12 protein-coding genes and 1 tRNA gene are annotated in these 10,958 nt (G+C 65.1%); 7 read left to right on the forward strand and 6 right to left on the reverse strand.

Features of this window, described 5'->3' with window-relative positions; translation table 11 throughout:
* Positions 1–34 precede the first annotated feature (34 nt).
* The 3 genes from Q0U08_RS03490 to Q0U08_RS03500 are packed head-to-tail and all read left to right on the forward strand — an operon-like array spanning position 35 to position 2,624.
* Complete coding sequence (locus Q0U08_RS03490) at positions 35–550, forward strand: DUF3489 domain-containing protein (RefSeq protein ID WP_298089754.1); 516 nt, start codon at positions 35–37, stop codon at positions 548–550.
* The gene (locus Q0U08_RS03495) at positions 547–963 is read left to right on the forward strand and encodes a DUF2924 domain-containing protein (protein ID WP_298089755.1); all 417 of its coding nucleotides are present in this window, start codon (positions 547–549) and stop codon (positions 961–963) included. The genes Q0U08_RS03490 and Q0U08_RS03495 overlap by 4 nt, the downstream gene beginning before the upstream one ends.
* Positions 960–2,624 (forward strand): recombinase family protein, encoded by a 1,665-nt coding sequence (locus Q0U08_RS03500; RefSeq protein ID WP_298089756.1) that lies wholly within the window; start codon positions 960–962, stop codon positions 2,622–2,624. Before Q0U08_RS03495 ends, Q0U08_RS03500 begins: the two co-directional genes overlap by 4 nt.
* A gap of 14 nt (positions 2,625–2,638) precedes the next feature.
* Here the strand turns inward: Q0U08_RS03500 and Q0U08_RS03505 are convergent, their stop codons facing one another.
* Together Q0U08_RS03505 and Q0U08_RS03510 are read right to left on the reverse strand one after the other, a co-directional pair.
* Complete coding sequence (locus tag Q0U08_RS03505; protein WP_298089758.1) at positions 2,639–2,815, reverse strand: hypothetical protein; 177 nt, start codon at positions 2,813–2,815, stop codon at positions 2,639–2,641.
* 74 nt (positions 2,816–2,889) lie between these two features.
* Complete coding sequence (locus tag Q0U08_RS03510; protein WP_298089760.1) at positions 2,890–3,093, reverse strand: helix-turn-helix transcriptional regulator; 204 nt, start codon at positions 3,091–3,093, stop codon at positions 2,890–2,892.
* A gap of 88 nt (positions 3,094–3,181) precedes the next feature.
* On the opposite strand from Q0U08_RS03510, the gene Q0U08_RS03515 reads away from it, so the two are divergent.
* Positions 3,182–3,598: a hypothetical protein gene (locus tag Q0U08_RS03515; protein WP_298089762.1), complete on the forward strand. Its 417-nt coding sequence runs from the start codon at positions 3,182–3,184 to the stop codon at positions 3,596–3,598.
* A 63-nt stretch (positions 3,599–3,661) separates the two neighbouring features.
* The gene (locus tag Q0U08_RS03520) at positions 3,662–4,072 is read left to right on the forward strand and encodes a zinc ribbon domain-containing protein (protein ID WP_298089763.1); all 411 of its coding nucleotides are present in this window, start codon (positions 3,662–3,664) and stop codon (positions 4,070–4,072) included.
* Positions 4,073–4,129: 57 nt separating this feature from the next.
* On the opposite strand, the gene Q0U08_RS03525 is transcribed toward Q0U08_RS03520, so the two are convergent.
* The 4 genes from Q0U08_RS03525 to Q0U08_RS03540 all read right to left on the reverse strand — a co-directional run bounded on the left by Q0U08_RS03525 (position 4,130) and on the right by Q0U08_RS03540 (position 8,177).
* Positions 4,130–5,638 carry a hypothetical protein gene (locus tag Q0U08_RS03525; RefSeq protein WP_298089764.1) on the reverse strand — a complete coding sequence of 503 codons (1,509 nt, stop codon included), beginning with the start codon at positions 5,636–5,638 and terminating at the stop codon, positions 4,130–4,132.
* Positions 5,635–6,051, reverse strand: coding sequence for a DUF5681 domain-containing protein (locus Q0U08_RS03530; protein ID WP_298089765.1), 417 nt, complete (start codon positions 6,049–6,051; stop codon positions 5,635–5,637). Before Q0U08_RS03530 ends, Q0U08_RS03525 begins: the two co-directional genes overlap by 4 nt.
* Before the next feature lie 10 nt (positions 6,052–6,061).
* Positions 6,062–7,477: a DNA methyltransferase gene (locus tag Q0U08_RS03535; RefSeq protein WP_298089766.1), complete on the reverse strand. Its 1,416-nt coding sequence runs from the start codon at positions 7,475–7,477 to the stop codon at positions 6,062–6,064.
* A 609-nt stretch (positions 7,478–8,086) separates the two neighbouring features.
* Positions 8,087–8,177, reverse strand: a tRNA-Ser gene (locus Q0U08_RS03540).
* Between the two features lie 57 nt (positions 8,178–8,234).
* Between Q0U08_RS03540 and Q0U08_RS03545 the strand changes: the two genes are divergently transcribed.
* Both Q0U08_RS03545 and Q0U08_RS03550 read left to right on the forward strand, forming a co-directional pair.
* On the forward strand, positions 8,235–9,131 hold the full coding sequence (locus Q0U08_RS03545) for a peptidylprolyl isomerase (RefSeq protein WP_298089767.1): 897 nt from the start codon (positions 8,235–8,237) through the stop codon (positions 9,129–9,131).
* A gap of 119 nt (positions 9,132–9,250) precedes the next feature.
* Positions 9,251–10,912 carry an MFS transporter gene (locus tag Q0U08_RS03550; protein ID WP_298089769.1) on the forward strand — a complete coding sequence of 554 codons (1,662 nt, stop codon included), beginning with the start codon at positions 9,251–9,253 and terminating at the stop codon, positions 10,910–10,912.
* The last annotated feature ends 46 nt before the right edge of the window (positions 10,913–10,958 follow it).

The following is a 10,958-nucleotide window of genomic DNA, read 5'->3' on the forward strand; positions in this document are numbered from 1 at the left end:
ATCGGTGCTGCTCCACCAGCCGGAGACCAGCATCATGATCAAACTCAGCGACACCCAGCGCATCCTGCTTGCCGCCGCCTGCCAGCGCGCAGATGGCAGCGTGCTGCCGCTCCATGCCAGCATCAAGCGAGGCGGCGGCGCCACCAAGGCAATGGCGGCACTTGCCCGCGCGGCGCTGGTCGCGGAACGTGAAACGACCGACACCGCAGCCACCTACCGCGCCGAGGGCGATCTTCGCTTCGGGCTCTTCATCACCGAGGCTGGCATGACAGCGATCGGGGTCAGCGCTGAAAGCGAGAATGCGAGCGATGCCGCATCAGCGCAGCTGCCAGAGATCATCGACTTGGAGAAAGCCCCTACCAAGATCGCGCTGGTGCTAACGCTGCTCGCCCGCCCCGACGGGACTCCAGTCAACGAGTTGATGGCGGCCACCGGCTGGCTGCCGCACACCATCCGCGCAGCCATCACCGGCTTGCGCAAGAAAGGACACAGCATCCAGCGGATCAAGCGCGATGGCATGACCTGCTACCGCATCCTGGGGGCCGCATGATGGAGGTGGCAGACACTATTGCCGAGATCGCCACGCTGTCCTCGGATGTACTGCGCGAGCACTGGCAGCGGCTGGTGGGGGCTCCTGCTCCCAGGGTCAGCCCGAAGATGCTGCGCCTGGCGCTTGCCTGGGAGATCCAGGCACGAGCCTCGGCAGGCCTGGCGCGCAGTGTCAGCCAGACGCTGGACCAGCTTGGCCGCGGCCAGACCCGAACACAGGCAGCGGCGCCCGGCATGCGGCTGGTGCGCGAATGGCAGGGCCGGGTGCATGTCGTGACGGTCGGCGAGGACCAGGTGATCCGCTGGGATGAACGCGAATGGCGCTCGCTCAGCGAGGTTGCCCGCGCGATCACCGGCACACGCTGGTCGGGCCCGGCCTTTTTTGGCATCAGGAAGAAGGCGCTGGCGGCATGAAGACGGTGCGCTGTGCGATCTACACCAGGAAGTCGTCAGACGAAGGGCTGGAGCAAAGCTTCAACAGCCTCGATGCCCAGCGCGAGGCATGCGGAGCGTATATCCTCAGCCAGGCCAGCGAAGGCTGGTCGGCGCTGCCCGAGATCTATGACGATGGCGGGCTGTCAGGCGGCACGCTCGAACGCCCTGCCCTCAAGCGGCTGCTCGCCGAGGTGGCGGCCGGCCGGGTCGACATCATCGTCGTCTATAAGGTCGACCGGCTGACCCGCTCGCTGTTCGACTTTGCCAAGCTCGTCGAGACGTTCGATGCAGCGGGTACAAGCTTCGTGTCGGTGACCCAGTCGTTCAACACCACCACCAGCATGGGGCGGCTCACCCTCAACATGCTGCTGTCCTTTGCCCAGTTCGAGCGCGAGGTCACCGCCGAGCGTATCCGCGACAAGATCGCGGCCTCCAAGGCACGCGGCATGTGGATGGGCGGCACCCCGCCGCTGGGCTATGCGCCCAACGACCGCAGCCTCGTCATCGTCGAGGAGCATGCCAGCCTCGTGCGGCACCTGTTTGCCCGCTACCTGGCACTGGGCAGCGTGCGGCGCCTGATGGATGAGCTGGCACAAAGCGCGGTCACCGTACCGGTGCGGACCACGGTGAGCGGCAAGCCGCTTGGTGGCGGCGCCTTTACCCGCGGGCAGCTCTACCAGATCCTCAAGAACGTCGTCTACACCGGCAGGATCGGCCACAAGGACAAGGCCTACCCCGGGCTTCACCCCGCTATCATCGACACAGCGACCTTTGATGCCGTGCAGGCGATGCTTGCCGACCATCTCCAGGGTCACCGCAGCAAGGCCAGCGCGGCCGAGAGCAGCCCGCTGGCGGGCAGGATCGTCGATGCCAGCGGCGAGCCGCTAGTTGCGACCCACGCAACCAAGAACAAGGTGCGCCACCGCTACTATGTCAGCCGCGCCTTGCAGCAGGGAACAAGCGCCAGCGGCCTGCGCATACCCGCCCGCGAGATCGAGGCCCTGGTTGCCGAGCGGGTGCAACAGCTTGTCCGCCAGCCGCTCGAGCTCGCCACCCAGGCCGCACTCGACGTGCAGGTCCATCAGGTCGCAGAGCTTCACGCACGCTGCGAAGCGCTCGACCAGCAGCTCGCGGAGCGCCGCTCGCCGGCGCTGCTCGCTATCCTCAAGCAGGTGCAGGTTGACGATGCCGCGGTGACGCTCACCTGCGACACCGCGGCATTGGCCAAGGTGCTTGGCATGGGGCAGCGTGCTGATGCCCCGGCGACCATCGAAATCAGCTGTGCAGCCCGGCTAACCCGGTCGGGACGGGCGCTGCGGCTGGTGCAGGATAACGGTGCCACGGTACAAGCAACCCCGGACCGCTCGCTGGTCCGGCTGCTCGTCCAGGCAAGGCGCTGGTGGGGTATGCTGCGTACCGGCGAGATCAGCACCACCGAGCTGGCCGTTCGCGAGGGCGTGACCAGTTCCTATGTCTCGCGCGTCGTCCGCCTCGCCTTTCTGGCGCCTGCGGTCACCGAGGCGATCCTCGCCGGCCGTCAGCGCGCCGGGGTGACGGTGGCAAGCCTCACCGCCGAAGGGGCGATTGCAGCCGACTGGCAGGCCCAGATCGCGGCACTGCTACCGGCGCGGCGGCGGTAACGGGCGGCGACGCATCACAAGCTTCGAATAGCGTCCACGATGTCGGCAATCGCCACCAGGCTCTCGGCGAGATCACGCAAGGCTTCCGTCTGCCCGGGGGCCAGCGGATCGATCACGACCCTGGCGGACAAGTCCTCCATCAGCATGCCAGCGGCTGTCATTTGGGTCCTGATGATGTCGTCCACACTCATGGTCTGCCTCCTGGCCATGACCAAAGCCCTGCACGCCGGCAGAAGTCGAGACGCAGCTTTTCAGGCGGGTACAGTCAGGCGATCAGGTCGCTTGCCGTCACCTCGAACGGTACCGCGAGCTTTTCGACCAGCGTGATCGTCGGATTGCGCGCGCCGCGCTCAAGGTCGCTGACATAGGTACGGTGAATGCCGGCACGATCGGCATAGTCCTCCTGGCTCCAGCCATGCTGGTGCCGCAGGCGGCGCAGGTTGGTGGCAAGGCGTTGGCGAACATCCACACCCGCCTGAAGACCGCGCTGTCGACGATTGATCTACAGACGATCAGTGACATTCACGTTGATTTCTCCCCCGCTTCGAGCATGAGGCATGTCACGGATCGTCGACAACGAGGTGGACGGTCGAGGGGGAATCATGAGTATTTTGAAGTACATGACGCACCGTGCCGGTCGTCAACCACGTCAGCTGCCATGCCGATTGGGTGCATTGGCATCAATATTGGGGACCGCTGCCTGCGCGGCTTCCCCATGGGGTTTTCCGGTTCCCACAATGATCGGCGATGAACAGGGTGTCGCGATGACCGGCGTCATCAAGGCCAGCAGCGAGGAGGAAGTTCGCCGCCGACTGGCCCAGAAGTTGAAGTGCCCGGATCGTCTTCGTTTCGCGAGCCTGACGACAGAGCCCGCCGACAATGCGCTCGGCACGAAGATGCTGCTCTACAAGGCGGTCATGAAGTGTGATGACGCGAGCCAAGCAGCGTCTTCTGCCAATGCGTCGCAGCACTGACATGCTTCATCATCTGGTTCGCAGCCATGACACGACCGCGCGTCAAGCTTTGGAGATACCCGCATGGAGCCGCTGATCGGTCTCATCGTGATTATCCTCTGGGCCAGCCTGAACGCCTTAATCGCGGCCAAGCGGCATAGGTCCGGCTGGATCATGTTTGCACTCTCTACCGTCCCGGTGGTGCCCGTCGTCCTTCTCGTGTCGCTGGGCAGCGGCGGCAACGGCGTGATCATGGGCTGGTTCGCCTTCGCCAGTCCGCTTGTCGCCTTCATCACCGCTTTGTCGCTCGAAAATGGAAGGGAAGCCGCTGCGCGCAAAGGCGCGCACGGAGACTATGTACGGTGCCCGTCATGCGCGGAACCTGTGCGCAAACTGGCGATCAAGTGCCGCCACTGTGCAAGCGAACTGCCCGCAGCCGGGCCGCGTGATGAGACGCGTACTTCCCCGGCATCCGAAACCTTCGATCTCCTCTAGCATCTGCGATGGCATCGTCGTCCGGCGACGGATGCCATCTTGCAGGCTCCGGGTGTTTTACCGCGGCCGCTGCGTGTTCGGTCGTGGCGGAGCCCGCCTGCGGGCAGGCGGCGGTGGCGCGGCGCAGTCTGGCTCCGCCGCGGCCCTGCCCTGGCGCTGCTTCACCCAGAGCAGGAACTGCGAGACACTGTCGACCTGATCGTCATGAACAAGGTGCGGGAAGCCCATCATCTCGCGCTTGAGTTCCGCCAACCAGCGCGCCTCCTGCGGCAACTTGACCAGCCCCGAGTAGAGCCGCTCGACGCCGACGACGAGCCGCTCTTCCTTGCTCATCGTCGGCTGCGAGCCGAAGCGACTACACTGGGGGGCGTGATGCTCGGGCTCGCTGAGACAGCGATGATCACGCGCCAGATCCTCGAGCAGGGCGTGGCCCGTGCTCGCCTTCTCGACGATGATGGTGTCGGTCTGCCACTTCTTTCGCTCGCGGCGGACGCGTGCGAGAAGGTCAGGATAGGACAGGCGCGCCCGCTGCACGTCGAGCAGCAACCATGCGCCGTTGTGGAAGCCCCAGGTGGTACAGACCGAGAAGTCGGACTTGGGGCCATCGGTAAACGCCGTATCCCAGCTCTGGACGACATGTTGCAACCGGGTCCGCGGTGGTGCTTTCTCATAGGTCTGGATGCGGCTCCACTCGATCAGCGCACTGTCCGGCGGAGTGGGGTTCTGCTGGTACTGTGCCTCGAAGTCAGATCCACCCATCGCTTGGCGGAACTCATCGAGAATGACACGTGGCTCAGTGCGCGGCTTCAACAGGTCGCCGGGCTCACGCACATGGATACGACCGGTCGACAAGGCGAACACCTGCCCCTCCTCGGCAATCGCCGGAAGGTTGAGGTGTTCGAACCCCATGGTCTTCAGGTGTGCGGCGAGGTCCTCCTCATGGAGGCGCTGTTGCACGGCAATGATCGTACCTTTCGACTTGTCATTGAGACGGCTGACCAGCGTGTTGCCGTACAGGTGCCGCACGTTCTCGCGCTGCACGGGCGAGCGCGCATCGGCTGCCTTCATCAGGTCGTCGATGATGATCGTGTCGGCACCAAATCCGGTCAGCGAGCCTCCAAACGACGCACCGCGCCGGAAGCCGTTCTGCCGGGTACGCACCTCGTCGATGGTGTTGCGCTCGATGCTCCGCGCGGTGTTGGTGAAGGTGTGGGCATACCAGCCCGAGTTGATGACCTTCTGGAAATTGCGCGAATGCTCCCTCGTCAGATCAGCGGCATAGCTGACCGCCAGGATACGCCGCGTCGGATCGCGCCCCAGCATCCATGCCGGGAGCGCAACCGAGGTGGCGATCGACTTCAGGTGCCGGGGCGGAATGGTGATCAGCAAACGCCGAAACTCGCCGCACTCGGCACGCGCGAGATAGTCGCTCAGGATCTCCAGATACGGTGCCCGCTCCAGCTCGGCGGCCGGGTCGAGCGTGGCGAATACACGCTCGACGAACACCTGGAAGTCCTGCCGACATAGCTCGCTGAGCGCGGCAGGTATGTCGGCAGGCGCGGTCATGCCATGCCCTCCGGGTCGCGCCTGGCAAGATAGGCCGCCAGGATCGCGGCCTCACGGGCAGGATCAGTGTCCATCGGCGGCAGTGCCTGTGTGCTCGCTGCCGCTTCACCGCTGTGATGAAGCACGGCATCCATTGCCTTCAGGTTGCCCTTCAGCGCTTCGGCGACCAGCCGCATCGCCATCGCCTCGCGCTTGGTGATCTTGACCTGACGCCCGTTGTTCGTCGCGGTAATCTGCCGGTCCAGTTCGCGCTGGAGCAGGGTCTTGAAACTGAGAGCTCCTTTGGGGCGGCCGCGGGGATTGCCCGACTGGCCCGGCTTGAACTGGTGCTCGCGCGGCGGCTTGCCACGCGTGACGATATAGGCGGCTTCGCCGGTCGCAGACGCGGCAGTAGTTTGCTGATGCTCTGACATGATGCCCTCCTCATGCCGCGCGTCGCGTGCGAGCACGCGCCGGTGGGGGTGACACAGCTACGTCGTCGCTTGTTGATCCAGCGCTTGGAACGTCGGCACCGCGCTCGGCTCGCACTTCGCGGAAGGTCTTGCCGCTGAAAGCCAGCACCGCTTCCTTGCCGCTATGCTCCTGCCAGCGCAGGATCGTGGTATCGGCATAGACCGGGTCGAGCTCCATCGCCGCGCCGCGTCGGCCGGTATCATGCGCGGCCAGGATCGTCGTGCCGCTGCCCGAGAACAGGTCGAGGACCAGGTCGCCCCGATTGGTCGAATCGAGAATGGCATCCTTGACCAGGGCCAATGGCTTGACCGTCGGGTGCAGTTCCCGTGCCCGCTTCTGCTCATCCCCGGTGCCGTGCATGCCCCGGTACGACCAGACATTGCACCGGTCGCGGCCGTGCTTGCCCAACTGCACACGGTTCATGTGCGCACCGCCCTCACGCGCGAACAGGAAGATCAGCTCATGGCGCGACCGGTAGAAGCTGCCCATGCCGCCCTGCCCCTTGTCCCACACGATGAGGTTCAGGAGCTTGAGCGGGTGTTTGTCAGCCGCATCCAGCACATTGCGCATGTGACGAAAGTCCATGCAGACATAGGCAAGACCACCGGGAACAAGGCTTTCCGCCGTCCGAGCCAACACTTTGGTGAGGAAATTGGTGAACTCGTCGTCGGACATTTCGCCCGACGCCATCACGAACTCCTGATGCTTGCCCGATCCTGAGACATGGCCGCGGATATTGACGTTATATGGACAATCTTCAAATATAGTGCGGACCTGTTCGCCGCCAAGAAGTTGGGCAACGGCCTCCTTGTTCGTGGAGTCCCCGCACATCAGCCGATGGCGATCGAGCAACCACAGGTCGCCAACCCGGCTGGTCGCAGTAGCGGGCTTGATTTCAGTGACCGATGGCCTGATCTCATCCTGTCCGAAGACGAGTGCGTCGATCTCAGGGGCTGCAAAGCCGGTGACATCAAGGTCAAAGTCGAGATCCAGCTCGACAAGGTCCTTGAACTCAAGGGTAAGAACCGCCTTGTCCCACCCGGCAAGGCTGGCAAGCTTGTTTTCGGCGAGAACGAACGCGCGCTTCTGCGCTGCATCGAGGTGCGACAATGTGACGACCGGGATCTCGGCAAGGCCAAGCTGGATGGCCGCTTCGATGCGTGCATTACCGGCGATGACCTTGTCATGCTCGTCAACAAGGACCGGGACGGAAAAGCCGAATGTCTCGATGCTGCGGACGATCTGGGCGATCTGTTCCTTGGAATGCGTGCGTGCTCGGCGACCAAAGGCGGCCAGCGAAGCGGGAGCTACAAGACGGATTTGAGGCGACAGCCCCGGGAGGAGGTCGAGCTTACTCGCCTCCGCGGTGTGCGAAGTGTTCATCATGATGATGACTCCAAAAACAAGGAGTCACCTGTTGACTGCTATGATATCGTTATAAACGGGCAAGCGATCACAAGGTGACGGGTTGGTGACAGAGCCGACGCATCTCAGCGGGGTCGTGTCATCGTGTTTGAGAGGGACCCGATTCAGGTCCGACCACCCATCACCCATAGGCTCACCATAAATTGTTGTTGACAGGTGCGATGTAAGTTGAAGCACAACCCCTTCAACCCTGCCGCTGCAAATTATGGCCCTGAGGAAGCGAATCTTTACCCTGCGCGATTGCGAGGGTTTTGGGCTCGAACGACGTGTCTTCGTGAGAGCAATGCCCCCTGCCGACGGGTGGGACTACCCAAGCCACCTCATGGCGACCCTGTTAAAGACTGTTTCTACAGTTGGCACGGCTTGCCCGCCGCCGCCCTCCGACGCATTCCGTACTGCCTGAGTACACCCCAGAGAATAAGCACCGATTGGCGGCTTCAGTCGCGTTCCTGCTCCCGGTCTCCGGTACGGAACCGCTTCGCACACAGCCGTAGAACCCGCAGAAAACCGCGGCTCATGGTACCAGTTTCGGAGGACACAGCCGCACGTATGCACATGGAGCAGACTAGGTGGCGGAGCGGGAGGGATTCGAACCCTCGATACGCTTTTGGCGTATACTCACTTTCCAGGCGAGCGCCTTCGACCACTCGGCCACCGCTCCGCAGGTAAAGCCTGGAGACGCGGCCCCTAAAGCGGTCCGGCGGTTCGTGCAAGCGGCTTGCGTGCATATCGTCGCTCGGGCACCGTATCGGCCATGCTCGCGATCGTCCTTGCCCTTGTCGCCCCCACCCAGGCTCAGACCCAGACGCAGCCCACCCCGGCGGATGCGCAAGCACGGGACTGGATCGCCATCCCCGATGACGAGCTGCTCGTCTTCTCGCTGGACAATGGTCGCCGCGTCGTGGTGCGGCTGGCCCCGCAGGCCGCACCGGTCCATGTCGCCAACATCCGCGCGCTCGCCCGTGCGCACTGGTGGGACCAGGGCACCAGCGTGTACCGCGTGCAGGAGAATTACGTCGCGCAGTGGGGCGACCCGACCGAGAAGAAGCCGCTCCCCCCCGGCATCGTCGCCAACCCGCCGCCCGAATATGTCCAGAACCGGGTCACTCCCGCGCAGCGCCTGTCGCGGCCCGATCCTTACGCCGCCTGGGCGGGCTACAGCGCCGATGGCTGGCCGCTGGCGGGCGACGCCACCCGGCAATGGCTGCCGCACTGCTACACCATGGTCGGCGTCGCCCGTGATCTGGCGCCCAGCACGGGCAGCGGCGCGGAGCTTTACACGCTGATCGGCCACAGCCCCCGCGCGCTCGATCGCAACATCGCCGTCGTCGGCCGCGTGGTGGAGGGGATGGAGGCGCTGACCACCCTGCCGCGCGGCACCGGCGATCTCGGCTTCTACAAGACGGAAGGCGAACGCAGCCCGATCGTCTCGGCCCGCCTCGCCCGCGACCTGCCCGCCGCCCAGCGCCCGCATTTCCAGTACCGGGCCACCGCCAATCCCCGCTTCGCCGCCTGGATGCGCGAACGGGAGAATCGCGACAACGCCTTCTTCACCGTCCCCGCCGGCGGCGTCGACATCTGCGCCGCGCTGCCCCCCGTCCGCCCCGCGCCCTGAAGGGCGCGGGCTTGATCCACATGCTGGTCGCCCATGCCGGCGCACGCTAAGCACGTGCGATCGCCCGCCATCATTGGGGATATCGTGCCCGCACCCGATCACCCCGCTCCCTTCGATCGATGACCATCGGTACGACCGGGCGCCTGCGCACCTTCCTGCGCGAGCAGGAGTGGCAGTTCGCGCCGCATGAACGCCCCGCCATTCCCGGCTCGCCGGGCAGTCCCGATCATCCCCTGTCACGCCGCTGGGCCTATGCGCTGATCGCGATCCTGGTCGGGCTGACCGGTGGCCTGGGCAACGCCCTCGTCTCCGCCAACACCGCACAGTTGCAAGGCGCGCTGGGCTTCGATCCAACCGAGATCGCATGGCTCCCCACCGTCTATGTGATGACCAACGCGTCGATCAACCTGCTGCTCATCAAGTTCCGCCAGCAATTCGGCCTGCGCCCGTTCGCGCTGATCTTTGTGGGCATCTATGTGCTGCTCACCTTCGCGCACCTGTTCGTACGCGATTTCTGGTCGGCGATCGCGGTGCGCGCCGCCAGCGGCATGGCCGCCGCCGCACTGTCGTCGCTATGCCTGTATTACATGATGCAGGCACTGCCGGCGCGCTGGCGGCTGAAGGCGATCGTGCTGGGCATCGGCGTGCCGCAATGCGCGACGCCGATGGCGCGGCTCTTCTCGCCCGAACTGCTCGCCATGTCGCAGTGGCGCACCCTGTACCTGTTCGAGCTGGGGCTGGCACTGCTCAGCCTGGCGGCGGTAAGCTGGCTGCGCCTGCCGCCCACGGAGCGGCAAAAGGCGTTCGAGCCGCTCGATTTCCTCACCTTCGCGCTCTACGCTCCCGCCATCGGCCTGTTCTGCGCGGTGCTGGGTCAGGGGCGCATCGTCTGGTGGACGCAGGCGCCGTGGATCGGCTGGGCGCTTGCCGCCGCGATCCCGCTGCTGGCGGGCGCGCTGCTGCTCGAACATCACCGCGCCAATCCCCTGCTCAACACGCGCTGGCTGGGGTCGGCCGACATCATCCGCTTTGCGATCGTCACCATCATGATGCGCATCGCCCTGTCCGAACAGAGTTTCGGCGCGGTCGGCCTGCTCACCACGCTGGGGCAGAACAACGATCAGTTCGGCACGCTGTTCGCGATCATCGTCCTCGCCTCGGTGGCGGGCGTCGTCGCCAGCGCGGTCACGCTGGAAGTGCAGCGGCTGACCCATCCGGTGATGTTCGCCATCGCCCTCGTCGCGGTCGCTGCCTATGCCGACAGCTTCTCGACCAACCTCACCCGGCCGCAGCAATTCTACGGCACGCAGGCGCTGATCGCCTTTTCCGCGACCTTCTTCATCGGCCCGTCGCTGCTGTTCGGGATGACCCGCGCGCTGCAACAGGGGGCTGGCCACGTCATCAGCTTCGTCGCGCTGTTCGGCATGCTCAACTCGATCGGCGCGCTCGGCGGCACCGCCTTTCTCGGCACCTTCCAGACGATCCGTGAAAAGGCCCACAGCGCCGCCATCGTGCAGGAGGTCGATCCCACCAACCCCATCGTGACGCAGCGCATCGCCGCCGGCGGCAGCAGCGTCGGCCGCGTCATCGCCGATCCGGCGCTGCAACGCGCGGAGGGCGCCGCGCTGCTGTCGCAGGCCGCCACGCGGGAGGCGAATGTGCGCGCCTATAACGACACTTTCCGGCTGATCGCGGGTTTGGCTGCTCTGACCACGCTGTACCTCGGCTGGCTGCTCTGGCGCCGCAACCGGCGTATGCGCCGAACCGGAACCGCATCATGACCGACGCCCGCACGCCACCCGTCTCCCCCACCCCCCGCACCGAGGA

The sequence above is a fragment of the uncultured Sphingomonas sp. genome (assembly GCF_946477935.1).
GTDB lineage: Bacteria > Pseudomonadota > Alphaproteobacteria > Sphingomonadales > Sphingomonadaceae > Sphingomonas.